Origin of the sequence: Catalinimonas alkaloidigena (assembly GCF_900100765.1) — a bacterium.
GTDB lineage: Bacteria > Bacteroidota > Bacteroidia > Cytophagales > Flexibacteraceae > Mooreia > Mooreia alkaloidigena.
This window is the reverse complement of sequence record NZ_FNFO01000002.1, coordinates 609,878-631,842: the sequence shown is the minus strand read 5'-3', so window position 1 is coordinate 631,842 and position 21,965 is coordinate 609,878. Positions and strand designations below refer to the sequence as shown.

Below are 21,965 nucleotides of genomic sequence, written 5' to 3'. Positions count from 1 at the left end.
TACTGTTATGGCAGACGAAACCCAAACTACAGAGCTGGAAGCGCTCAAAAAACAACTGGCTGAAGAGCGAGAAGCCAATGCGAAGGCCCTGGCCGAACGCGATGCCGTCATTGCGGATCAAACCAAAATGATCGAAGAGCAGGCCGTGGCCACCGTGGCCAGTGAGACCATCATCACACACGAGAAGGCCCGATACAAGGTCACCCTCCCGAAGTTCCAGGTGAAAGTGGCCGGTACGGTGCACGTGCTGAAGGCCGAAGACCTGAAAAAGAAAGAGTACGCGGACGTGGTGAAGCATTTGGTCAAGATCCAGTCGCCTGTACTGGTGAAGCTGTAGCTTCTCCCCGGAACAAAGCTGTTAACCCCTTTAAACAACATCTCACGCGATGGAATTACAAGATATTTTGTGGCCCAACGGGTCTAATAACGACGCCGGACTGGCCCGTATGCACTACTACTGTGCGCTGGACGACATCGATACATTTCCGGCCATTGCGGCGACGCCGGCCAGCGCCACTTCCGCGGCCGAACTGGTGACCGTGGCCGATGACTTTGTGTTCAAGTCAGGCAAGTGCTTCAAAGAGTTTTACTGCACGCTGGAGAAAGGCAATATGAAGTCTACGCTGGTGGGCGAACGCGATGGCAAAAGCGCCGAGAATACGGTGACGCTGTTCCATCCGGGCAACAAAGACTACCTGCTGGGCATGATCGAATACCTGAAGAACACTAACCTGGTGGTGCTGGTCCGGGAGCTGGATGGTCAGATCCGCATCTTCGGCTCGGAATACCTGCCCGCCAACCTGGATGTGGCCGAGTCGGATTCCGGAACGAAAGTAGCGGACCTGAAGGGCATCACGGTGACGGTCAAGTCGATCGGACGCATCGCGCCCATCTACACCGGTGCCATTCCGTTGACGCCGGCCGCTTAATCACGTTTACCACCCTTTGACGCAAACCTCATGGCAGAAACCAAGCCTGTGCCAACGCCCTCATCGGCGTTGGAGGGAAAATTTGAAGTGGTCGGCATTGTGCCCGGCAAGGTGATGATCGACGGCCAGACCGTTGATTTCACGACGATCAGCCTGACGAAGGCCGAAGCGCTTTACAACCGCAAAGGTGGCTGTCGCTACCTGAAGAAAATGGAAAAATCCGCTAAAAACAGTTAAGTTACTGGAAGCGGCCCCCTGCGGCCGCGTGGTTGCCTGAACCTATTGAATCTGCAAAGGCTCCTGATACCTCAGGAGCCTTTCTTATGTCCTTTCTGTAGCCTCCGTGCGGTTTTATTTTCGGTGGTGCATTACACAAAAACCGACCGCCCCGCGGACCGCATTGCTCAGGTGCTGAGCGACTGGAACTACGCTACGGCGCTGGCCATTTACCAGGACCTGGGCACTAGCGCGTTTATGAAGCAGCTGCTGGCCAGCGGCGAAAGCGTTTACACCACCCGCCGTCTCCGGGCGGAGCTGGAGGAACTTCTTAGCACGGCAGAAATAGGAGGCGCTGCGGTGCCTTCCCCCCTTCCCCGGCGCATTGCGGTCAACGATGAATTTGCCCACGCGCCGGAAGCCGTGCAGGCGTTGCAGGTGGAATGGAAAGATCTGTACAAGATCAGCAACCATCTGCGCCTGAAACTGCCCCTGATCGTGCGACAACAGGACCGGGCACCGCTATGTCGGGAGATCCGCAGCCATTTTGATCGCATCCATGACCTCTGGACGCAGTTGGACTACTACCGTGCCCATGGCGAGCTTCCACCGAACCTGAAGGAGGTCACGGTGGCCATCGAAGACCGGGCCCAGCTGGAGCGCCGGCGCAACACCTTACGCACCTACCTGAGCCGGGCCAGAAACGGCACCCGTCCGTCGGACAAAGTGCCCGCCTGGGAGGCCGAACTCCGCAGCATTGAAAAGAAACTACTGGACTGATGAACATTCACCGGAAACCCACTGATGTCGAACAGGTCATTGCCTATATGCAGCAACCGGCCACCCTCACGCTCACCGGCAAGTTGCAGGAGAAGCTGGAGCGCTGGGACTGCTGCGATAACCTGATCCGGCAATACGGCCGCTATTCGACGGTGGTAGAGATGCTGATGAAGAAGTTCGGGTGCTCCAAAGCCACCGCCTACCGCGACATCCAGGCCACCGAACAGGTGTTTGGCTCCATCAACCGTACGCAGAAAGAGTATTGGCGTATGATCCTGCGGGAGATGATGCTGGAGACGCGGGATCTGGCCAAACAGAACGAAGATCTGCGCACCATGACGGCCGCCGAAAAGAACCTGATGCAGCTCATGCAGCTGGACCAACAGGATCCGGAATTGCCGGACTACTCGGAGCTGCAACCGGCCGACATCACACTGGGCTTCTTCCCGGAACTGCTGAAGGTCGAGCTTCCGGAAGAGAAGGAACTGAAGCGACAGATCGCCAAACTCAAAGAGGTGAAGCGCAAGACCAACCTCAACGTCGACCAGCTGGAAGAGGCCAAAATCATCCCGTGAGATGGAAGAACGGAAGAAGATCCACCTCAACGTACCGCAACTGCTGTTCTACCTGGTGCAGTGCTCCATCAACGTCTGCATCTGGGGACGCGGTACCGGCAAGTCGGAAGGGCCCATCAGTCTGTTTTCACACGACAACGTGCACCGCATGCCCCGCGGCAACGGCGTGTTTCTGGGGAAGACCTATGAACAGCTGCTCACCCGGACGCTTCCGCCGGTCATCAAAGGCTGGGAGAAACTCGGCTACCGGGAAGAGGTGCATTTCTGGGTCCGGAAGTTTCCGGCCAGGAAGCTCAAGATCAAACGGGCGTACGTCGCGCCGGTCGACGCCACGCACTACATCACCTGGTACAACGGAAGCGGCATCTACCTGGGCTCGCTGGACCGGCCGGGTACCCTGAACGGCCTCTCGGTCGACTGGCTGGCCGCCGATGAGGCGCGCTTCCTGAACCGGGAGCGGCTGGAGACGGACGTGTTGCCGATCCTGCGGGGTAATGCCGAGCACTTCGGCAAGCTGAGCTGCCACGGCTCCATTTTGTTCACCACCGACCGGCCACGCGATGCGAAAAGTGCCTGGCTGAACGAGTACGCCAGGCTGATGGATCCGGAACTGATCGAAACCATCCTGGCCGTCCAAGTGAAACTTCTCCGCCTGAAAGAAGAGCTACTGACAGCAAAGGCGAACAACCAGGTGAAAGCACAGGAGCGGCTGAGTCGCCTGATGGATCGCTACCTGGCTGACCTCAACGAATTGCGGACGGGAGCCGTCTACTTCTCGACCGCCTCGACACTGGATAACGTGCACGCGCTCGGCTTGAACGCCATCAAAAATCTGAAGCGGGTGCTCTCTGACCTGGTGTACCGCGCCTCGGTGCTCAACCACGAGGTCAACAAGATCGATGACGGGTTCTACGGCCTGCTGGACGAGGAAGTGCACGGCTACGATGCGCCCAACTATGACTTCATTGACGGGCTGCAGCTCAACTTCCGGGAGGAGGTCAAGAAAGATTGCCGGTGGGATACGGACCTCAACCCGCTGCAGCCGCTGGATTTTGCGGCCGACTACAACGCAGCGATCAACTCCATGGTGATCGGTCAGCGTCAGGTGGGCCCAGTTCGGAATAAATACCGCTTCCTGAATGCCCTCTACGTCAAGCATCCGCACCGCCTGAAAGATCTGGCACAGGAATTCATTCGGTACTACCGCTACCACCCCACCAAAGAGGTCAATTACTACTATGACCACACGGCCGTGGGCACCAATGCCTCTTCCGATATCTCCTATGCGGATGAATGGGTCAGCATTTTGCAGGCGGCCGGCTGGCAGGTGAACCGGCACTACATCGGACAGGCCAGCAGCCATCACAGCCGGTACCTGTTGTGGCAACTGGGTTTCTCCGGTGATCCGCGGGTGGATGAGTTCAGTTACAACCGTGGCAATTGCCACCAGTGGCAGGTCTCCTGTGAAAATGCGCCGGTGAAGCAGACCAACGGAAGTTTTGGCAAGGATAAGGGCAGCGAGAAGGATCCGAGTGTCAAACCGGAGGATGCTACCCACTTCTCGGAGGCGGGGGACAACCTCTGGTGGGGCACGCAGCGCTACCGGCTCAACCAGACGGAAGGGGCGTTTGTGGACAATCTGTACGGGTAGGTAAAACCCAATGCACGCCTTTCTCATTTTTTGAAACAAGAAATGGCCTTAGAAAGCTAAAAAGGCGCTTTTTGGGCGTTTTCTCGACAGGATTTGTCTCAAGATGGCACTTCTCACCACGACCCGCCCTACCGCGTCGTGGCAATTGCCATAGGAGATCCACACGATATATGATTGAGGTAGCGAGCTGCCTTGCCACCATTTGGCATGGAGAGTAGTTACGTGACTATCCTATGCTACTCACCGACCAACCCTTTGTCTATAGGGTACACTCTGTCTAGCCAGCTCCGTCTAGCCGACCGCGTCTTGTCCTTTTTTTCCCCTGGTGCCGGCCCCATCTTGGCATCATGATTTTACTGCGTGATGCCCTTCGCCAGATGGAACAGCTCGACGAGCGGAAGGAGCCCGTGCCCTTCAACCTGGTCTTCTACACCAAGGATGGCGAACGGGTCGAACTCCGTCAGGTCGTCCTCTCGCGCAAGGTCAAGGCCCTGCCCCGTCACCAGCGTCAGGTAGGCTCAGCAGCTAAACCCAGTCATCGCCAGCGGGCCCGGATCAACGTGCTGATCCCGCAATCGGAACAGATCCGCAGCGTGCATACCCGCCTCATTGTCGAATTCAACAGCCAAGACGTCGCCTGGTAATGAGCACTGTCCTGATCAACCGAGATGCCACGGTGGCTTACCTGCCCTCTCACGAGGCTGCCGTCACGATGGAGCAACACAAGGCCACGACGACCGCGCCGGTGGCCATCAACCACCCGACGGACCAGACGCTGGCGCACTGGGGCGATGACAACCTGTTTCCGCAGACGGTGCTGACGGAGTGCAGCAAAAACACCATTGTGCCTTCCACGCTGGACAAGAAGGCGCGCCTCCTTTATGCCGGCGGTCTGTGCTACGGCAAGACCGTGATCCGGGACGGAAAGGAAACTTTCGAGCTGATGAAGGTGCCGGCCATTGAAACCTTCCTGCGCTACACCAACATCCGCCGTTACCTCATCGAGGCCTGCACCGACTTCTACTGGTTCTACAACATCTTTCCGGAACTCATCCTGTCGAAAGACCGCACCCAGATCCTGGGGCTCTACATCCAGGAAGCTTCGTTCTGTCGCTGGGCCCTTCAGAATCCCCGGACCGGCCTGGTCGACTGGTGCTACATCTCGGCCAACTGGGCCGACGGAGCCGATGCCACCAGCCAAGAGACGCAGAAGGTCCGCGTCCTGGATCCCTATTTCGATCCGGTCTACAACCTCCGGCAGGGCAACGACTGGAAATACATTTACCCGGTCTCTTACCCCACGCCCGGCAAAACCTACTACCAGCTGGCGCACTGGGATTCACTCCGCGGCTCCGGCTGGCTGGAGTTTGCCCAGGCCATTCCCGAATTCAAGCGGGCGCTGATGAAGAACCAGATCACCGTCAAGTATCACATCAACGTGCCGATGTACTGGTGGGAATGGAAGTATCCGGACTGGAGCAAAAAGAAGCCGGAAGAGAAACAGGCGCTGATGGATGAGGAGCTGAAGCGCTTCAACGATTTCCTGCAGGGCGCTAAAAACGCGGGCAAGGCCATCATGACCTCTTCCAAGTTCGATCCTCACTTCAACAAAGAGTTTCCGGGTTGGTCCATCACCCCGCTGGAAGACAAGCTAAAAGACGGGGCCTACGTGGAGGATTCGCAGGAAGCCAGCTCACACCTGCTCTACGCGCTGGGTGTGCCGGCCGCGCTGATCGGCAACACGCCGGGCAAGGGCGGCATGGGCGCCGGCAGCGGCTCGGACGTGCGCGAACACCTCAACATGTACCTGACCGACTGCCAGATTCATCAGGACATCATCCTGGAGCCGCTGCACTTCATTCGCGACTACAACGGCTGGGATCCGGAGATCGAATTCCGCTTCCGCCGGCCGCACCTCCAAACCCTCGACCACATCACTCCTTCTCAACGTCAAACTACGCCGAAAGACCATGCCTAGAATCACGGGCCGCCGTGCGGTCACCAAGAAAGAGAAAGCGCAGCTGCAAAAGCTAGCGGCCATGCTACCCCAAGCCCCGGCCCATCCGGTCTGTGCCGTCAAAGACGGGCATCAGCTACTCAAAGACACCCCCCATATCAACGTAAAAGGAGGTGATGCTATTGACCCGAAAGCCCGCTACAAAGTGGCCCGCGGTACGCAGCCGGTCAACCACTTCAGCCGCCTGGTGCAGGTCCTGGCCAGCGAAGGCGAAGAAGGGGTGCGCCGCTACATGCTGCGGTATAGAAACCAACCAAACCCGGCGGCCTGATGCTGTTCAAGACTACCGATGAGCTGCGGGAGTACCTACCCGCCAACGTCACCTTCCAGTTCGGTGATGTAAAGCCCTACCTGCGGCAGGCGGAAAACCGCTGGCTGCGCCGTGCCCTGGGTGAGAAAGAGTATGCGAACCTCCAGGAGAAGTACGAGGAGAGGGAGACGACACCGCTTAACGACACGTGGCAAGAACTCCTGGCACTCTGCCAGCTGGCCGTGGCCAACCTGGCCTTCATGCTCTACATCCCGTTCGGACAGGTCGAAGCGACGTCGACGGGCTTCAAGATCTCCGTCAGCGATACCCAGAAGACCGCGTTTGAGTGGCAGATCCGCAAGCTGGAAGCGTCCTTCCGCGATACGGGACTGGCCGGCCTCGAGGACGTCCTGGCCTTCCTGGAGGCGCATACCGAGATCTTTACTGACTGGAAAGCCTCCCAGGCCTGCACGCAGTACCGGGAAGGGTTTGTCAGTACCACCGAGCAACTGGCCTACCTGATCCCTAACGTCGGCACCTCGCGCCGGCTGTTTTTGGCACTCAGACCGGCCTTCCGCAGCGTGGAACAGCGCTGCATTCTGCCCGTGCTGGGCAAAGCCCTGTTTCAGCAGCTGAAGGAAGAGATGAAAGCGGGCAACGTAAGCGAGGCCCATCAGGAACTGATCGAATGGATCCGGCCCGTAGTAGCGCACCTGGCACTGGCCGAGGGCCTGGATGACCTGGCCGTCACCCTCGAAGACGACGGCATCACCCTGTTCGACAACTCGGCGTCGCGCCTGGTGGACAGCCGAGGCCCCGCCGATCTGCAACGGGTCGGCCTCCTACGCCGCAAGCGGGAAGCCGACGGCTATTTAGCCCTTCAGGAGCTGACGCAGTTTCTCCTGATGAACGGCGACGACTACCCGCTCTACGAAGCCCCCGCGTCCCCTTTGCCCCCCAATCCTACTTCCGGAACCTTCTTTACAGGCTAACCATGCAACTCAACAGCCAAGGCATCGCGCTGATCCGCTCGTTCGAAAAGTTTGAACCGCAGGCATATTTGTGTCCGGCGGGATGCTGGACCCTAGGGTGGGGCAACACCCGCTGGGAAAACGGCCGCCCCGTCAAGCCCGGCGAAACCATTACCCGCGAACGGGCCGAGCGCCTGTTCCACTACTGGCTCGATCGCTTCTCCGACGATGTGCGGAGCCTGTTGAAGGTGAAGGTCAACGAAAATCAGTTTTCAGCGCTGGTCTCCTTTGCTTACAACGTCGGCTCCGACATCGATGCGGACGACATCGCCGAAGGCTTGGGCGACTCGACCCTCCTGAAGCGGGTCAATGCGAACCCCTCTGATCCGGCGATCGCGGCCGAGTTCGCCAAGTGGAAGCGCAGCAACGGCCACGTCTTAAACGGCCTGGTCCGCCGGCGGGCGGCCGAAGCTACGCTCTACTTCCTGTAAACCGACGCAGAAATGAATGAACGCACTAGACTACCTCATGCAGCTGTCGGGCGAAACCATCGCCAAAGTCGGCCTTTTCGGCTCGGTGGGTGTGTTTTGCATGACCTGGATGTGGCGCATGATGACGGCACAAAATCAGCTCAACAAGGCACAAGCCGAGCGCATCACCGAGCTGGAAAACCTGCTGGACAAAGAACGTGAAGACAAAAACCAGCGCATCAAAGACCTGGAAAACCGCCTTTTCAACCATGAGAATAAGTGACAATCGGCTCTTCCTTCTGACCGTTTTCTGCCTGTTTGCCCTGCTGACGGGCTGGAACTTCCTGGAGTCCTACCAGAAACAGACCGAGCGCAAGGAGAAGGAAGCCGCGCAGGAGCAGAACCACCTGCTGGCCAAAGCCATCGAGGACAAAGACGAATCCATCACCTACTGGCGCCACCAGGCCGAGCGGGATCGGGACTTCTACACCCGGATCGACACCAGCGCCATCCTGGAAGTGCTGCGCAAGCAGACCGAAATCGAAGCGAAGCTGGACCGCAACTATGCCCAGGCACGGGCCGCCCACCGGGCGGTTGCCCTGCAAAATGCGGCCATCGTGCGCATCTCCACCAACACGGACCGGCTGTTCGACCAGGTACAGCTCATCGACTCACTGGCCCGCACCGGCTCGGATTCGCTCATCATCATGCACGTGCGTCAGGTAGGGGAGAAAGTGGAAGAAGCCGAGCACGCCATCAACCAGAACACCGCCCGGCAATTGCTGGAGCTGAAACCGAAGAAGAAACAACCGAAGATTCCGTGGTGGAAGCGCGGCACCCAGAAGGGCAACCGCAATGTCTGGGGTGATAAAATCAAGAAACGATGAGGACACTACGCTGTTTACTGGTGCTTCTCCTCCTGAGTGGCTGTGCTACTTACCAGCGGTGTCAGCGGAAGTTTGCCGAAACGGTGGTCGACACGGTGCAGATCGCCGTTCCCATTGCGGTGGCTGTGCCCAAAGATTCCGTTGTGACCCGCTTTCACACGGATACCACGCACCTGCGTATAGAAGAGCACCAGGGACGGGCACGGGTGGTCATTCACCGCTACTACGACACCACCTACGTCTATGCCTACTGCGATACGCTCACGGTCCGCGATACGATTCCGGTAACGCTACCCCACGCAACCACAGTATTTCACCCAGCGACAAAAGCCATCGCCTGGTACTGGTGGGTGGGCCTGGGTGTCTTGCTGACGTTCCTGATCCGGCTCACCGTCTTTGTCCTCAAGCTTAGTTTACGCGCATCGGGCGCTCCGCTGAAATGAACCAGGTCTACTTTAACAAGCGTAGCTACGCGATCGCCGGAAGCTTCCAGGAACTCACACGCCGTCAGCTGGTGGCCATCGCCGGCATCATCCATAGCCAACGTCCCATGCTCGATGCCGCGCTGCGGGTGCTGTTCATCCTATTGCAGGTGCACCGTCGACCGCGGCTGGCCTGGCTCCTCTACTTCCGACTCCGGACGCACCACGTGCAGGACCTACTCCTGTTGACTGACTTCTTATTTCAAAAGAATGACTTAACGAAGAATCGTATTCCCACCATCCGCCGTGGGCTGAAAAGGCTTTACGGACCGAACGACGAGCTGAAAGGCCTCCGCTTCATCGAATGGATGCACGCCGAAGCCGCCTTTCTGGCCTATTCCAAAACACAGGAGGAGCAGCACCTCAACCGCCTGGTGGCCATCCTCTACCGCCCCCGGAAAAAGGGCGCTCGGCCGCAGGCGCCCGACTGGGATGGCGACCTGCGCGAGCGTTACAACGATTACACGCTGGAGGCCCGCACGCGAAACGTAAGCCGCCTGCCCCTGGCGACCCGTCAGGCCATCCTCATGTTCTACGTGGGGTGCCGCGCGCTGATCATCGCCCGCTTTCCCAACGTGTTTAAGGAGCCCGGCGAATCAACGCAGGTCACGTCGGGGCAGAATGGCTGGCCGGAAGTGATGCGCCGCCTTGCCGGAGATGTAACCAAATTTGAAGAGGTGTCTTACCAGCGCCTGACGCTGGTGCTCTACGATCTGGATGGCCGGATCCGGGACGATCAGGCGCTCAAGGAAAAATTAAAGCAATGACCGAACAGCAGTACTACGACTATTTCCTCGATGTGGCGACACGTCACCCGGACCTGCAGCATACTGACCAGAAGCCCCGCTTCTTTCAGATGAACGTGGAGGAAGTCATCAGCGGCCGCGGCAACTTCCGCCCGGAAGACTATGTGCTGGTCATCGATTCGTTCGAGGGGCAGCTCGTCGACTACCGCTCCGACAACATCCTGGATTACCAGCATGGCGCCTTCCAGGTGCTACGGCACAGCCCCAAAGACGATGCGTTGCTACGGCGACAGATCGAAAGCAAGACCAAACAGATCGTCTTTCAAATCCTGGCCAAGCTGTTGCACGATCGGCTTCCCGAGAACGGCCGCCTGTTCAATTTAGAAGTGAGCAACACCAAGTATTTCAAGATCGGCCCTGTCTTCGATCAGGTATACGGTCACCGTTGCGAGCTGACCTTCTACGAATCGGCCAGCCATAACCTTGACTACGATCCTTCGTTATGGTATCCACTAGAGTAGTTATACGATAGCTATTGTAGGACGAAGCAGAAAACACTTTCACCGTTTTATTACCAGTATGTCAGTCCGCCACTTCCTTCAGCTCCTCTTTGCCAGGCCACCTTACCACAACACCGACCATGACATGCTTAGGCGCATGACGTGGGCGCTACTTTTAGCGGTCGCCAGTTTTCTCCTGGCCATTATGGCCCTCCTGTTTGCTTTGGCATAGCAATAAAACCGCTGTGCTACCGGGAAGGAAGAGACACACACTTGAATAAAAATTCATACGTGCTATGGGGAAGGTATTTGTAGAGACCATCGCGGAATTAAGAGATTGGCTTCTGGAAAATCATAATCAGGCCGAAAGTGTCTGGCTTGTAAAATGGAAAAAAGGGTTTGGTCCCACACACATCAGCTACGATGAACTCGTAGACGAACTCATGTGCTTTGGTTGGGTAGATAGCCTCCCCCAAAGCCTAGATCAGCAAAAAACTATGCTCCGAATTTTTCCGCGCCACCCCGCAAGCAACTGGTCGAAGGTGAACAAAGAGCGCATTGCCCGACTCACCCAAGAGGGAAGAATGGAAGCACCGGGCCTGAAAATGGTCGAAGAAGCCAAACAAAACGGGGCGTGGGATTTTTTAAATGATGTAGAACAGCTAGTAGTTCCTCCTGACCTGGAAGAAGCTTTTAAGGGCGATGATAAAGCCAAGTATTACTACGATCGCTTCCCCAACTCGTCAAAGCGAGGGATCCTCGAATGGATTAAGAATGCTAAACAGGACTCAACAAGGCAAAAGCGAATTGCAGAAACCGTGAAAAAAGCTTCTCAAAATCTAAAAGCTAATTTTCCCAAAGGAAGGGATGCGGGCCCTCAGGACAAATAGGCAACAGTGCCCAACTCTACAAAAGAGGTGTGTAACAACTACGTATACAAGTTGCGTTATAGCCAAATCGGTAAAGCTTATTCGTCACCGTCAGAGGGATAGCGCTGAAATGCCTGATCACTCGTCCCGCAGGCAACTTCCATGACATACGAAAGCCCCACTGCCCTATTTTTTCAACTTATTCGCGATTAAGATTTATGAAAAGCCTGTTGATTCCTGCGCTCCTCACAATCCTGTTGGTAGGTCTACTCACCGCTTGCTACAGAGAAGACTTACTGCCAGCTGGTGACCAGACCCTTGTTTTGCAACCGAACTCAGTGGATGGAAAAGACGCCCTGGTAAACTTGCAATATCCAAACACCAACTATGGCCAGAGCGAACGCCTACAAAGTTTGAGCTGGACCATCGATGGATCGAACGTAATCTTAAGAAGCTACCTTGCTTTTGATTTGTCCGGAGTCCCTGTGGGTAGTCAGATCACTTCGGCAAAATTATCGTTGTTTGCCTACCATGATGGCACACTCCCGTCGGAGGGCCATAGCCACCAGTCGGGTTCCAATAGCGCTTACATACAACGAGTGACTACATTCTGGGATGAAGAGACCATCACTTGGAATAATCAGCCGAGTTACAGCATCGGGAACCAGGTAGTACTACCTCAGGATACAAGTGCCTTGCAGGATTATGTCGGTATCGACGTCACGGGACTGATCCAAGACATCAAAAACAATCCCGCGGAAGGACATGGCATGGTTATCTCCTTGGTTGAGGAAAGTCCGTATCGTGGCTTATCGTTTGCATCAAGCGACCATGATGTGAAAGAGAAGAGACCTATGTTGACCGTGACGTACAAAGAGTCGACTAGTCGATAGAGTATGAACGAGGTCATCTGACTGCAAAGCGCAAGACACTAGCGAGAGGTCAGGTGCTGCATCACATCACCGACACGCTCGGCATCAGACCTTCAACAATTCATCGGCGGTCACTGGATGGAAGCAAAGAAGTTGTTTACTCCATAAGAAGAGCATCAGGAGTTGGCGTTAGAAGGGCGTGCCCCTTACTGCTTCGAGAATTTAAGCATGTACTGCCCGATTTTAAGAAAGTAAAGGCCGCTTTTTAAGTGGGAAAGATCCAAACTGGCTTCTTCGCCCCGGTAGGTTTGATGATAAACCACTTTGCCTTGCAGGTCAATGACGTGTATTTCTCCATGTATTGAAGGACTTGGCCAGCGCACACGGAGGGTTCCGGAAGTAGGATTAGGGTATAGTTGAGGCAAGGAGAAAGCGGAGTACTCAGGACTGCTTGTCACGGTGCAATTCCCCGCCGCTAATGCAGGATTGAGTAGGGAGGCGATGTAAATGCTGCTTCCATGGCTCCCGGTGTTGATTTCAAGCCTATGGTCGCCTGGAGCCAGCTCGAGGGTGAGATTCTTCTCGGCGAGTGCGCCCGTCAATGTGTAAATAGGACAATCCGCTTCTAAAGCAATCGAACTATAATTGTCCAGAATCCTGGAGTTAGCCACTGAATAGGCAAATAGCACCTTCCCCTCGCTATTATAAGAGGCAACAAACAAATCACCTCCACGAGCATTGATAGGGCGACCCTGCAGGTCTAGACTCTCAGAAGACGGGTCAAAATCGACCACTCCTCCTTCCAACACACCAGTGAGGTACAGATTGCCCTCCGCATCTACCTCCATATCGGTTATCGATTCAAAACAGAGGGCACCTACCTTGTCTTGCACCGCTTGGGCCATCAGGAGCTCTCCCGTTGCTGAATAACGTGCCATGAAAAGATCGCCACTCTCATCGGGCTCAAATTCGCTGACCTCCACAGCATACACTTCGCTGCTGGGATCGAAATCGACAATTCCTGACATTTTCCCGGCAATGAAAATGTCACCGGTGCGATTACCCGAAATCATGACCGGTAACGCGTTGGGGCCTTTTAAATCCTTGACCAACTGGAACTCTCCTTGTTGGTTGTAGGCTGCAAAGAAAAAAGAAGAGCTGTCGACGTTATCCAAAACGTAAGTAGCTGGGCTTGGATCAAAATCAAAGCTAGCGTCAATGGATTCCAAGAGGGTCCCGGTAATGTAATGAGAGCCGTCAGGATTGCAGCCGATGGCTTTTGTATTATTGGGTACTTGATAACCGAAACGGAAGTTGCCGTTTTGATCATAAGAGAGAACATACAAACCAAAGGGGATGGTGAATTCGTCGGGCCCGGGATCAAAGTCAAATCCATCTACAATCGGAGCGAGCAGCAGGTAGCTATTCCCATCCTGATCCACCTGCACCAGGCGATTCACAAGGTTATGGTTTGAAAAGGAGGCCCCAAACAGATTGTCAGGGAAAGGAAAAGCAAGGGCAAATCGAAAATTTCCTGCCTGGTCATACGAGGCTAAGAACAGTCTCATTTCATACACCGTGCTGGCTTGAAGTTCGAACACTCCCTCACTCGGATCGAAGTCGGCCTTTCCAGTAAAAGCTCCCAGCACGTAGAGGTTATTTGCTTTGTCGGTTTCTACCTGAAAGTTGCTTACCGAAGGTTCGATCTCCTGATCGGAAATGTGAAACGCATAATTTAGCTGCCCCCCTTTGCGGTACGAAGCCACAAAACCTGTTACGGTACCGCTTGGCAGGTTCTCATCCACGGGCAAGCTCACCACGGCAGCGGAAGGATCGAAATCATGGTTGCCCTGGTGCTGAAGGGCCCCTACGATGATCCGGTTTTCCTCTGAATCGATCGCGACATCGTAGGCATCCAGGACTGCGGATGCTTCGCCGGTGATCATAATAGGGTTTTGTGCTGCCAGGGAAGTGAGCAGAACGCTCCAAAGCAGGGAAGTAGGGAGTAATTTGAACATGGGGAGAGTGGGGTTAATCCATTAATACGATTCAAAAATTGTATTAACGCAGCAGGTTGCCGAACGCCTCGCTATCGGTGCAGCCATAATAGTTTTAAAAAATGACATTCCCCAATAAGCCAGAGAATAATCTTTCTCAGAAATGTACGGAGCCCTAATTGGGCTGCCGTGCTGCCTAAGTTCTTTACTTTTACTCCCGGACGGACGATCACGCCCTACGGGCTGATCGCCACGTTCGTTTAGTTAAGAGCGTTGTGGCTAATGTGAACCTACATAACCAACCCCAAAAAACACTTCATGAAAAAGATTATCTACTACGTGGCAAGTTCCATTGATGGTTTTATCTCCGGACCAAATGATGATGTTAGCAAATTTATTTTTCAAGGCAAAGGAGTTGAAACCTACTTAGAAGATTTAAAGTCATTTCAAACGGTAATCATGGGCAGAAAAACGTATGAGTTTGGCTATAAGTTTGGGGCAGTTCCTGGACAACCTTCACCTGCCTATCCTCATATGAAACATTATATTTTCTCCGACAGCATGAAATTAGAGGACAAAAGTGATCAGGTTGAAATAAAATCTATGAATAGAGAAGAGATTGTAAAAATAAAAAATGAATCACCTACAGACATTTACCTGTGTGGCGGTGGACAACTAGCGGGCTGGATGCTAGAAAACGGACTAATTGACCAGCTAAAACTCAAATTGAACCCGATAACGCTGGGAGGAGGAATTTCTTTGTTCGGACAAACTAAGGTTTCTGCCAATTGGAAATTAATAGAATCCGAAAAGTTTGACAGTGGACTGCTGTTGTTAACTTATGAACTAGAAAGGAACTAACACTAGCCACAACATTGCCTATAGCTTATGGCGGATGAATTGCTACTTTTTAAGGGTTTGGCTTCTTAGTCAAAATTGTTTACGGCTGACAGGAACATGCCCCGAAACCACCACAAGCTATATGTGAGCTGTTAGGCAATAAGAGACTTCTTTACCTTCTGTACGGTATGGACCGACCGGTAACTCCCGGCAATCTTCCGCAGGCTGAGCCCCTCCCGCAGCTCCCAAACCACTCCCGGATATTCTTTTAAGAGTTGATCTTTTGTTTTGGCAGAGCCCCGCGGCCGGCCGATGTACTTGCCTTTCCGCTTGGTGGCCTGCATGCTGGAGATCGTGCGTTCCACCAATGTCTCCCGTTCCAGCCGTAGGAAACCAATATGCCAGAAAGAGTTGACCTGTCCCTATGCTTCAGATTTGTGGAGCCTACCTGAGGTTTATGTAGCGTCACCCTGCGGAACGACGCCTAGTGTAGCGAAAAAAAGGGTGTCGCATCTCGAGTGCCTCACACCACCAGCAAAGGCGATCCAGAAAGCATATCAGTGTAGCGACGAAAACGGTCGTTTTTTTCGCTGCAAGCCACTTTTCCGACCAACCAACCAGATAATTTAAACAAAACCAAGTAAGAATTGTCTTTTGGAGTTTCGCCTATCTGCCCAAATAGCGAGGTAAACGAACCATCATTAGGTAGGTTTCCTTCTTCTTGTCCCACCAATGCAAGTGCTTAGGATAACGAAATAAGGAACAAAAGCAGGAATTATGCACTTGCTTAAAGCAATTTTACTCCTCACAACTCCATTTCTAACCAAGAAATCGCTTCTTTTGGTGCTGACGTAGGTAAATCCTATTATCTTCAAGACAGCAAAGATCCATTTGCCTTTCGATCATTACCAGGAAACCCAAGCGATGGCGTTATCTAGGGAGCAGCAAAATATTTTTCGGAAGCCGCAATAGGCAAAAAATTGAATTTTAGCAACAGCACCACTCCCTCATAACAAGTATATGCTTTATCAATATACTTAAAACAAGAAGAACCGGGTGGTAACTATAAGAAAAATAACAGCACCTTTTGGGAAAGGTGCGTCTATACATACGTTAGCTACAATCAAAATAGACAGATAATGGAACATCCGATTGCAATTAAGTTTATTGAAAATAAGGCAAATTATGAAGTATTAGCAGGCAAGGTAGAAGGATTATTACGGGAATTAATAATGGATGAAGGAATAAATGTTCACCACATAACAAGTAGAGTAAAGGAAGTCGATAAGCTTAAAGAAAAACTAAAGAGAAAAAATAATAAGTACAAAGCCCTTGAAGATATCACAGATCTAGCTGGAGTGAGAATCATCACTTATTTTGAAGATGACGTAGATAAGATCGCAAACATCATAGAAAAAGAATATGAAATCGACAGAGAAAATTCAATTGACAAACGGGTTCTTGAAAATGAAAAGTTTGGCTATATGTCACTACATTATGTAGCTTCTCTATCGAAAGAACGTTTGCGATTAACCGAAAACAAAAAATTCAAGAATAAAAAAATTGAAATTCAAGTAAGATCAATTTTGCAGCACTCTTGGGCAGAGATTGAACATGATATAGGGTATAAAGGAGAATTTGCAATCCCGAATTTTGCCAAACGAAGTTTTTCAAGAATCGCGGCACTTTTAGAAATAGCCGATATTGAGTTTATCCGATTAAGGGATGAACTAATTGAGTACAGCGAGTCGGTGATCGACAATTTAGATAAAGACTCTGAGAATATTTTACTTGACAAGGTAAGTCTGATCGAATTAATCAAAAGTGATAAGAATATTACTGAAATTGATAAATCTATTTCGGATCAGCTTGGTTGGGAATATGATGATTCTTACAGCTTTATAGATAATATAGTGGAACGTAACCTTAAGATCATTGCGGAATACCCTCAGCTAAATATTAAAAATATTAAACAAATTCAAGAACTACTTAGCAAAAACAAAAAGGATATTATTGAGATTGGTGTTAAAGAAAATGAAGATGAAAAAGGAGTACCGGATAGAGGACTTATTAATGGTGCTGCTATATCCTACTTGATTGATTTACTAAAAACAAGACTGTAGCTAACAACACCTAAACTGCATTAAAACGCAGTTTAGCCAAACCGTTAGACAGCAAGAAGCTTCTTCACCTTCTGTACTGTATCGACCGATACTTCGCGGATCTTGGCAATCTTTCGCAGACTGAGTCCCTCCCGAAGATCCCGAACCACTCCCGGATATTCTTTTAAGAGTTGATCTTTTGTTTTGGTGGAGCCCCGCGGCCGGCCGATGTGCTTGCCTTTCCGCTTGGCGGCCTGCATGCCGGAGATCGTACGTTCTACCAGCGTTTCCCGTTCCAGCCGGGCAAACTCGGCCAGCATCGTGAACATGAGCTGCGCCATCGGATTTTTCTTTTTCGCAGCGGGAGACCGCCCCGCAGTAAGCGTCTCCAGGTTGTAATTGGCCACGTACACCGAAACCCCTACCTCCGTGAAACGCTCCAGCACCTGCAATACCTCCAGTGTGTTGCGTCCCAGCCGTGAGATCTCCGTCACCAATACTTTCTGGATCGTACCGGCAGCGCCGGCGGCAAGTAGCGCTTGCAGGTGCGGACGCTTCGTGGTTTTGGTAGCACCGGAGATGGCTTCCAGTTCGGTGGCCACCACCCGGTAGCCTTGCCGATCGGCGTAGGCCTGGAGGTCGTCGATCTGGCGCTGGGCATCCTGGCGGTTAGTCGACACGCGAGCAAAGAGAGCAACGGGGATTGCGGGGAAATTCTCCATACTTCGAATGTACGAAAAGAAAGGTTCGCTTTTCTCCTTACAACTTTTTCCAATATTATGACCTCATTACAACGCATCCGTGGCATGTTTTGCGGATACCCTTTTTCCAGTACATCTTTGAAGCCTCAAGCTGGAAACAAGGCCGTCGTAGCAAAGGTATCGGCCGGCACCTCGTTAGAAAAGGTGCATTTATACATACGTTATCTGCAACCAGAAAAACCATTCAAATGGAACAATACCAAAATCAATCAACCATTTTTGCCATTTGACAAATTCCAAATAAAATGCAATGACAATCTTTGTGGCTATGGATAAATTAATTAACTATCTGTTGGAATTTGGGCAGCTAAATCAACAGCAAATTGACTTGATAAAGAGAAAAGCACAGGTATTGGAATTGAAAAAAGGAGATTATTTTTCCGAAGCAGGAAAAACGCCAAAACAAGTAGCTTTTATTGAAGAAGGCATTTTACGGGTATGCTACTATAACAGCGAAGGGGATGAAATCACCAAATACTTTGTTGATGAAAACAATTTCGCAGTGGACATAAACAGCTTCAATCAAAAAATTCCATCTTCGGAATACGTACAGGCTGTAACAGACTGCACACTACTTGTATTTTCTACAGGATCGCTTAATGATTTATCAGCTACTATCATTCAATGGGACAGTATTATCAACAAAATAACCGAAAAAGCATTGGTTGAAAAAGTAAATAAACTAAGTCCAATGCTAGCAGAAGATGCCACTACAAGGTATCTGAGTTTTTTAGAGAAATTCCCGAATTTAGCTAATAGAATTCCACTTTCCTATCTCGCATCCTACTTGGGAATCACGCAATCATCACTAAGTAGAATTAGAAAGAGTATCTAAATTCATTATTTACCAAATGGCAAAAATTTTTGCTTTTGAAGTATTGAACTTTGCTTCATTATTTAAATAAAAAGCAAAAATTTATGAATTCAATAGTTATTACAGGCGCAACCAGCGGCATTGGTTTTGAATGTGCCTCGCGAATGGCTCAAATTGCCAAAAACGAACAAATTGTTATTCCTGCCAGAAATATAAAAGCAGGAAAAGAAGTGATTGAAAAGATAAAGGACAAAACAGGTCATAAAAACCTAACATCTTTGGAATTGGATTTGGCTTCATTGCAATCTATCCGAAATTTCTCTGAATCATTTGCCAAAGAAAAAAGCAACGCCATTTCTATTTTGATAAACAATGCAGGCGTGCAGAATATTGGTGAAACGCAATTTACCACAGACGGATTTGAACAGACATTTGGTGTAAATCATTTAGGTGCATTTGCCTTGACAATGCAATTACTGCCCTTTATGAAAGATGACGCCCATATAATATTCACATCCAGCGAGACTCACGATCCTGCATTAAAAACACCCATAGAACCACCAATCTACACAAGTACTCAAGAACTTGCTTTTCCAAAAGAAACTTCCGAAAAGCAAAATATTGTAGGACAAAGAAGGTATTCCACGTCAAAGTTGTGCAACATAATGACGACATACGAATTACAAGAGCGATTAAAGCACACAAATATCAGAGTAAATGCTTATGACCCAGGACTAACACCAGGTACAGGGCTTGCAAGAACTTACACACCTGTTATGCGATTTTTATGGAAAAATGTCTTCCCTGTTTTGACCTTATTCAAAAGCAATATCCATACACCAGCGCAAGCAGGAAAACATTTAGCAAACCTTGCGTACTGTGAGAAGTACAAAGACTTAAAAGGAATTTATTTCTCGGACGGAAAAGTGGTTAGAACATCTGTTGATTCTTACAACAAGGATTTTCAAAAAGACCTGTGGAGTGGCAGTCTTGAACTTACAAAAACCACATTTATAGAATAACAAAAAAGAAACTCCTAAAAAATGGTAGCAGTGAATATTGTATGAAAGCCATTGCGAGGTTTATTTGTCATCTGTGGCGTTTTTGTAAATTTAAGTTCCGTATCAAACCGAAAACTCAGTGCCTTAAAATCTGCTACGGCTCATATACAAGACCGTTAGGTGGTACTTTGTATTCATTGTCCAAATTACTATTGCAATAGAGTGCCAGAAATAATTTTATCAGAGCGGTTATTTCACCATACTTGGAGCATTAACTCAACGTAAGGAAATCCATATGGAAGAGTATAATAAAGCAATACTAGAAAAGGCGAATGAAGCTATTATTCAAGGCGACAATGAAGGATTTCTGTCTTTCTGCACCGACGATACAGAATGGACCTTTGTAGGTGACCAGACCCTAAGAGGCAAGGAAGCTGTCCGACGGTATATGGCTACAGTGTACATAGAACCGCCGAAGTTTATAGTTGAAAACTTAATCTCTGGAGGTGATTTTGTTACAGCCCTAGGCAAAATCAGATTAAAGGACAGTGACGGAAAAATGGCTGACTACTCATACTGTGATGTCTGGCGATTTCGCGACGGCAAGATGGCTGAATTAAAGGCTTTCGTTATCAAGATTGACTAAACGTGGAAATCATCAACATTACAATGATAATTGGCAGGAATCACCCTGAGAGTGACGAGATACATAGTGAAAAGTAAAGCCTAATAACACCTACAGAGCATTAGAACGCTTTCTAGCCAGCGTTGGCGGCCATATTAAAAGGTCCCTTAGAACAAATGGAGTATAAAGAAATAAAGCCTCATAAAGAATTAGCCCACTTTATTCATTTCTATTGGGAACTGAAAGGAAACGAACTTGACAGACAATGGGAACGTGTTTTTCCGGATGGGTGTGCAGGTATATTAATAAATATAGGAGCTACTTGTTTGACAGACAATGGCTCGGTTTCTATGGCGTATGGAAAAACTTATGTGGTTGGCGCAATGTCTTCATTCAAAGACAGTTTTATCGAGAAGGATACACATTTACTAGGTGTGTGCCTCAAACCTGCAACTTTTGCTAATTTTTATAAGTATTCCTCGCATGATATATTAACTAACGACACAGTTGAGTTTGAAAAACCAAATTCATTTATAGCTGATAAGATATTTAATGACCCATTTAATTACCTTAACCATTTTTTTCTAAGCAGAGTAAAGTACAAAAGCAACTTATTGCAACCAGTTATTAATGATATACATTCAACAAACGGACAAATTGGTATTTATGAATTGTCAAAACGAAATTACACCACCGTAAGACAATTGGAGCGAAATTTTAAAAAACACATTGGATTGTCACCGAAGGAATATTCAAACATTGTTCGTTTTCAATATGCTTTGAGCCTCATCAAAAATTCAAGTAAGAATCGAAGTTTCTTAGATATTGCTTTTGAATGTGGCTATTATGACCATTCGCATCTTGCCAATGAAATTAAGCGAAACACAGGACTTTCGCCGTCTCAGCTTTAATTTGTCGCATTTTTGCAAAGCACGATGTCAGTTCAAAGTTAATTTTGCGAAAACATTCAAATCAAAAGCAAATGCGAAAAATATCGATCTTCATTGCAACAAGTTTGGACGGCTACATCGCAAAGCCTAACGACGACCTTAGTTTCTTAAAACTTGTAGAAAAAGAAGGCGAAGACTACGGTTATACAAAATTTACTGACACAATTGACACTTTGATCATTGGTAGAAAAACCTATGATTATGTGCTGAAAGAAATTGGTTCATCGCATTACGACAATGGACAAAGAGATATTTATGTCGTTACAAGAACTCATAGACCGAAAGTTGGCAGGACGACCTTTTACACAGGAAGCTTGAACGATTTGGTTGAACAACTAAAATCTGAAAATGGAAAGAATATTTATTGTGACGGTGGTTCAGAAGTAATAAACGAGCTTTTAAAAAATGACTTGATTGATGATTTTATTATTTCTGTTATTCCTGTATTGTTAGGCAATGGAACAAGATTGTTTAAGGATGACCGACCTGAGCAACTTCTTGAATTTGTCACTGCAAAAACATTTGATACAGGATTAATACAGTTACATTATAAACGAAAAAAATAAATAACGAACCGCCAATATCGGCTATAGGTAAGGTCATTTACTTTTCTTGCTCTGCCTCCAATGATACAGCAATTGGCACCCGAAAAATCTCTGC

Annotated in this window: 29 protein-coding genes; 25 read left to right on the top strand and 4 right to left on the bottom strand. The window is 50.0% G+C overall.

The features are described 5' to 3' along the window. Window positions 1–7: 7 nt before the first annotated feature. The 18 genes from BLR44_RS06025 (at window position 8) to BLR44_RS05945 (ending at window position 12,236) form a co-directional block, all read left to right on the top strand. Entirely contained in the window at window positions 8–337 is a 330-nt protein-coding gene (locus BLR44_RS06025) for a hypothetical protein (RefSeq protein WP_089680264.1), read from the top strand. Window positions 338–386: 49 nt separating this feature from the next. Next, window positions 387–929 (top strand): hypothetical protein, encoded by a 543-nt coding sequence (locus tag BLR44_RS06020; RefSeq protein WP_089680262.1) that lies wholly within the window; start codon window positions 387–389, stop codon window positions 927–929. Between the two features lie 30 nt (window positions 930–959). Then, window positions 960–1,166, top strand: a complete 207-nt coding sequence (locus tag BLR44_RS28545) for a hypothetical protein (protein ID WP_143017148.1) — start codon at window positions 960–962, stop codon at window positions 1,164–1,166. A gap of 126 nt (window positions 1,167–1,292) precedes the next feature. Further along, a complete protein-coding gene (locus BLR44_RS06015) occupies window positions 1,293–1,925 on the top strand; it encodes a hypothetical protein (RefSeq protein WP_143017147.1) in 633 nt (210 codons plus the stop codon). After that, entirely contained in the window at window positions 1,925–2,500 is a 576-nt protein-coding gene (locus BLR44_RS06010) for a hypothetical protein (RefSeq protein ID WP_089680258.1), read from the top strand. Before BLR44_RS06015 ends, BLR44_RS06010 begins: the two co-directional genes overlap by 1 nt. 1 nt (window position 2,501) lies before the next feature. Continuing rightward, window positions 2,502–4,151: a hypothetical protein gene (locus tag BLR44_RS06005; RefSeq protein ID WP_089680256.1), complete on the top strand. Its 1,650-nt coding sequence runs from the start codon at window positions 2,502–2,504 to the stop codon at window positions 4,149–4,151. A gap of 347 nt (window positions 4,152–4,498) precedes the next feature. Beyond that, window positions 4,499–4,795: a hypothetical protein gene (locus BLR44_RS06000; protein WP_143017146.1), complete on the top strand. Its 297-nt coding sequence runs from the start codon at window positions 4,499–4,501 to the stop codon at window positions 4,793–4,795. Beyond that, window positions 4,795–6,129 carry a phage portal family protein gene (locus BLR44_RS05995; RefSeq protein ID WP_089680252.1) on the top strand — a complete coding sequence of 445 codons (1,335 nt, stop codon included), beginning with the start codon at window positions 4,795–4,797 and terminating at the stop codon, window positions 6,127–6,129. Before BLR44_RS06000 ends, BLR44_RS05995 begins: the two co-directional genes overlap by 1 nt. Beyond that, on the top strand, window positions 6,122–6,439 hold the full coding sequence (locus BLR44_RS05990) for a hypothetical protein (RefSeq protein WP_089680250.1): 318 nt from the start codon (window positions 6,122–6,124) through the stop codon (window positions 6,437–6,439). Before BLR44_RS05995 ends, BLR44_RS05990 begins: the two co-directional genes overlap by 8 nt. Next, window positions 6,439–7,410 (top strand): DUF6712 family protein, encoded by a 972-nt coding sequence (locus tag BLR44_RS05985; protein WP_089680248.1) that lies wholly within the window; start codon window positions 6,439–6,441, stop codon window positions 7,408–7,410. Before BLR44_RS05990 ends, BLR44_RS05985 begins: the two co-directional genes overlap by 1 nt. A 2-nt stretch (window positions 7,411–7,412) precedes the next feature. Further along, window positions 7,413–7,880, top strand: a complete 468-nt coding sequence (locus tag BLR44_RS05980; protein ID WP_089680247.1) for a lysozyme — start codon at window positions 7,413–7,415, stop codon at window positions 7,878–7,880. A gap of 16 nt (window positions 7,881–7,896) precedes the next feature. Further along, a complete protein-coding gene (locus BLR44_RS05975) occupies window positions 7,897–8,142 on the top strand; it encodes a hypothetical protein (protein WP_089680245.1) in 246 nt (81 codons plus the stop codon). Next, entirely contained in the window at window positions 8,129–8,746 is a 618-nt protein-coding gene (locus BLR44_RS05970) for a hypothetical protein (RefSeq protein ID WP_089680243.1), read from the top strand. The genes BLR44_RS05975 and BLR44_RS05970 overlap by 14 nt, the downstream gene beginning before the upstream one ends. Further along, the gene (locus BLR44_RS05965) at window positions 8,743–9,189 is read left to right on the top strand and encodes a hypothetical protein (RefSeq protein ID WP_143017145.1); all 447 of its coding nucleotides are present in this window, start codon (window positions 8,743–8,745) and stop codon (window positions 9,187–9,189) included. The genes BLR44_RS05970 and BLR44_RS05965 overlap by 4 nt, the downstream gene beginning before the upstream one ends. Beyond that, window positions 9,186–9,995, top strand: coding sequence for a hypothetical protein (locus BLR44_RS05960; RefSeq protein ID WP_089680240.1), 810 nt, complete (start codon window positions 9,186–9,188; stop codon window positions 9,993–9,995). Before BLR44_RS05965 ends, BLR44_RS05960 begins: the two co-directional genes overlap by 4 nt. Beyond that, window positions 9,992–10,495: a hypothetical protein gene (locus BLR44_RS05955; RefSeq protein ID WP_089680238.1), complete on the top strand. Its 504-nt coding sequence runs from the start codon at window positions 9,992–9,994 to the stop codon at window positions 10,493–10,495. The genes BLR44_RS05960 and BLR44_RS05955 overlap by 4 nt, the downstream gene beginning before the upstream one ends. Window positions 10,496–10,770: 275 nt before the next feature. Then, complete coding sequence (locus BLR44_RS05950) at window positions 10,771–11,364, top strand: YdeI/OmpD-associated family protein (protein ID WP_089680236.1); 594 nt, start codon at window positions 10,771–10,773, stop codon at window positions 11,362–11,364. Between the two features lie 197 nt (window positions 11,365–11,561). Continuing rightward, window positions 11,562–12,236 (top strand): DNRLRE domain-containing protein, encoded by a 675-nt coding sequence (locus tag BLR44_RS05945; RefSeq protein ID WP_089680235.1) that lies wholly within the window; start codon window positions 11,562–11,564, stop codon window positions 12,234–12,236. 185 nt (window positions 12,237–12,421) lie between these two features. On the opposite strand, the gene BLR44_RS05940 is transcribed toward BLR44_RS05945, so the two are convergent. Beyond that, complete coding sequence (locus tag BLR44_RS05940) at window positions 12,422–14,233, bottom strand: T9SS type A sorting domain-containing protein (protein WP_089680233.1); 1,812 nt, start codon at window positions 14,231–14,233, stop codon at window positions 12,422–12,424. Window positions 14,234–14,530: 297 nt separating this feature from the next. Between BLR44_RS05940 and BLR44_RS05935 the strand changes: the two genes are divergently transcribed. Beyond that, window positions 14,531–15,073 (top strand): dihydrofolate reductase family protein, encoded by a 543-nt coding sequence (locus BLR44_RS05935; RefSeq protein ID WP_089680231.1) that lies wholly within the window; start codon window positions 14,531–14,533, stop codon window positions 15,071–15,073. A gap of 131 nt (window positions 15,074–15,204) precedes the next feature. Here BLR44_RS05935 and BLR44_RS05930 read toward each other — a convergent pair whose 3' ends face one another. Both BLR44_RS05930 and BLR44_RS28540 read right to left on the bottom strand, forming a co-directional pair. After that, window positions 15,205–15,417, bottom strand: coding sequence for a hypothetical protein (locus BLR44_RS05930; RefSeq protein WP_143017144.1), 213 nt, complete (start codon window positions 15,415–15,417; stop codon window positions 15,205–15,207). 158 nt (window positions 15,418–15,575) lie between these two features. Further along, window positions 15,576–15,782 (bottom strand): hypothetical protein, encoded by a 207-nt coding sequence (locus BLR44_RS28540; protein ID WP_143017143.1) that lies wholly within the window; start codon window positions 15,780–15,782, stop codon window positions 15,576–15,578. Window positions 15,783–16,191: 409 nt separating this feature from the next. Here BLR44_RS28540 and BLR44_RS05925 point away from each other — a divergent pair, with 409 nt between their 5' ends. Then, window positions 16,192–17,175, top strand: a complete 984-nt coding sequence (locus BLR44_RS05925) for a GTP pyrophosphokinase (RefSeq protein WP_089680227.1) — start codon at window positions 16,192–16,194, stop codon at window positions 17,173–17,175. A gap of 44 nt (window positions 17,176–17,219) precedes the next feature. Here BLR44_RS05925 and BLR44_RS05920 read toward each other — a convergent pair whose 3' ends face one another. Next, window positions 17,220–17,876 (bottom strand): recombinase family protein, encoded by a 657-nt coding sequence (locus tag BLR44_RS05920; protein WP_089680225.1) that lies wholly within the window; start codon window positions 17,874–17,876, stop codon window positions 17,220–17,222. 307 nt (window positions 17,877–18,183) lie between these two features. On the opposite strand from BLR44_RS05920, the gene BLR44_RS05915 reads away from it, so the two are divergent. The 5 genes from BLR44_RS05915 to BLR44_RS05895 all read left to right on the top strand — a co-directional run bounded on the left by BLR44_RS05915 (window position 18,184) and on the right by BLR44_RS05895 (window position 21,871). Further along, window positions 18,184–18,750 carry a Crp/Fnr family transcriptional regulator gene (locus tag BLR44_RS05915; RefSeq protein WP_176955913.1) on the top strand — a complete coding sequence of 189 codons (567 nt, stop codon included), beginning with the start codon at window positions 18,184–18,186 and terminating at the stop codon, window positions 18,748–18,750. An 83-nt stretch (window positions 18,751–18,833) separates the two neighbouring features. Further along, window positions 18,834–19,751 (top strand): SDR family NAD(P)-dependent oxidoreductase, encoded by a 918-nt coding sequence (locus BLR44_RS05910; protein WP_089680221.1) that lies wholly within the window; start codon window positions 18,834–18,836, stop codon window positions 19,749–19,751. 274 nt (window positions 19,752–20,025) lie between these two features. Then, window positions 20,026–20,376, top strand: coding sequence for a nuclear transport factor 2 family protein (locus BLR44_RS05905; protein WP_089680219.1), 351 nt, complete (start codon window positions 20,026–20,028; stop codon window positions 20,374–20,376). A gap of 155 nt (window positions 20,377–20,531) precedes the next feature. Further along, window positions 20,532–21,266: a helix-turn-helix transcriptional regulator gene (locus tag BLR44_RS05900; protein WP_089680217.1), complete on the top strand. Its 735-nt coding sequence runs from the start codon at window positions 20,532–20,534 to the stop codon at window positions 21,264–21,266. 71 nt (window positions 21,267–21,337) lie between these two features. Next, complete coding sequence (locus BLR44_RS05895) at window positions 21,338–21,871, top strand: dihydrofolate reductase family protein (RefSeq protein WP_089680215.1); 534 nt, start codon at window positions 21,338–21,340, stop codon at window positions 21,869–21,871. Window positions 21,872–21,965 lie beyond the last annotated feature (94 nt).

What these genes read in the sequence shown, in the direction of transcription:
- BLR44_RS06025 (WP_089680264.1), top strand. Translation starts at nt 8, where the DNA reads ATGGCAGACGAAACCCAAACTACAGAGCTGGAAGCGCTCAAAAAACAA.
- BLR44_RS06020 (WP_089680262.1), top strand. Translation starts at nt 387, where the DNA reads ATGGAATTACAAGATATTTTGTGGCCCAACGGGTCTAATAACGACGCC.
- BLR44_RS28545 (WP_143017148.1), top strand. Translation starts at nt 960, where the DNA reads ATGGCAGAAACCAAGCCTGTGCCAACGCCCTCATCGGCGTTGGAGGGA.
- BLR44_RS06010 (WP_089680258.1), top strand. Translation starts at nt 1,925, where the DNA reads ATGAACATTCACCGGAAACCCACTGATGTCGAACAGGTCATTGCCTAT.
- BLR44_RS06005 (WP_089680256.1), top strand. Translation starts at nt 2,502, where the DNA reads ATGGAAGAACGGAAGAAGATCCACCTCAACGTACCGCAACTGCTGTTC.
- BLR44_RS06000 (WP_143017146.1), top strand. Translation starts at nt 4,499, where the DNA reads ATGATTTTACTGCGTGATGCCCTTCGCCAGATGGAACAGCTCGACGAG.
- BLR44_RS05995 (WP_089680252.1), top strand. Translation starts at nt 4,795, where the DNA reads ATGAGCACTGTCCTGATCAACCGAGATGCCACGGTGGCTTACCTGCCC.
- BLR44_RS05990 (WP_089680250.1), top strand. Translation starts at nt 6,122, where the DNA reads ATGCCTAGAATCACGGGCCGCCGTGCGGTCACCAAGAAAGAGAAAGCG.
- BLR44_RS05985 (WP_089680248.1), top strand. Translation starts at nt 6,439, where the DNA reads ATGCTGTTCAAGACTACCGATGAGCTGCGGGAGTACCTACCCGCCAAC.
- BLR44_RS05980 (WP_089680247.1), top strand. Translation starts at nt 7,413, where the DNA reads ATGCAACTCAACAGCCAAGGCATCGCGCTGATCCGCTCGTTCGAAAAG.
- BLR44_RS05975 (WP_089680245.1), top strand. Translation starts at nt 7,897, where the DNA reads ATGAACGCACTAGACTACCTCATGCAGCTGTCGGGCGAAACCATCGCC.
- BLR44_RS05970 (WP_089680243.1), top strand. Translation starts at nt 8,129, where the DNA reads ATGAGAATAAGTGACAATCGGCTCTTCCTTCTGACCGTTTTCTGCCTG.
- BLR44_RS05965 (WP_143017145.1), top strand. Translation starts at nt 8,743, where the DNA reads ATGAGGACACTACGCTGTTTACTGGTGCTTCTCCTCCTGAGTGGCTGT.
- BLR44_RS05960 (WP_089680240.1), top strand. Translation starts at nt 9,186, where the DNA reads ATGAACCAGGTCTACTTTAACAAGCGTAGCTACGCGATCGCCGGAAGC.
- BLR44_RS05955 (WP_089680238.1), top strand. Translation starts at nt 9,992, where the DNA reads ATGACCGAACAGCAGTACTACGACTATTTCCTCGATGTGGCGACACGT.
- BLR44_RS05950 (WP_089680236.1), top strand. Translation starts at nt 10,771, where the DNA reads ATGGGGAAGGTATTTGTAGAGACCATCGCGGAATTAAGAGATTGGCTT.
- BLR44_RS05945 (WP_089680235.1), top strand. Translation starts at nt 11,562, where the DNA reads ATGAAAAGCCTGTTGATTCCTGCGCTCCTCACAATCCTGTTGGTAGGT.
- BLR44_RS05940 (WP_089680233.1), bottom strand. Translation starts at nt 14,233, where the DNA reads ATGTTCAAATTACTCCCTACTTCCCTGCTTTGGAGCGTTCTGCTCACT.
- BLR44_RS05935 (WP_089680231.1), top strand. Translation starts at nt 14,531, where the DNA reads ATGAAAAAGATTATCTACTACGTGGCAAGTTCCATTGATGGTTTTATC.
- BLR44_RS05925 (WP_089680227.1), top strand. Translation starts at nt 16,192, where the DNA reads ATGGAACATCCGATTGCAATTAAGTTTATTGAAAATAAGGCAAATTAT.
- BLR44_RS05920 (WP_089680225.1), bottom strand. Translation starts at nt 17,876, where the DNA reads ATGGAGAATTTCCCCGCAATCCCCGTTGCTCTCTTTGCTCGCGTGTCG.
- BLR44_RS05915 (WP_176955913.1), top strand. Translation starts at nt 18,184, where the DNA reads ATGGATAAATTAATTAACTATCTGTTGGAATTTGGGCAGCTAAATCAA.
- BLR44_RS05910 (WP_089680221.1), top strand. Translation starts at nt 18,834, where the DNA reads ATGAATTCAATAGTTATTACAGGCGCAACCAGCGGCATTGGTTTTGAA.
- BLR44_RS05905 (WP_089680219.1), top strand. Translation starts at nt 20,026, where the DNA reads ATGGAAGAGTATAATAAAGCAATACTAGAAAAGGCGAATGAAGCTATT.
- BLR44_RS05900 (WP_089680217.1), top strand. Translation starts at nt 20,532, where the DNA reads ATGGAGTATAAAGAAATAAAGCCTCATAAAGAATTAGCCCACTTTATT.
- BLR44_RS05895 (WP_089680215.1), top strand. Translation starts at nt 21,338, where the DNA reads ATGCGAAAAATATCGATCTTCATTGCAACAAGTTTGGACGGCTACATC.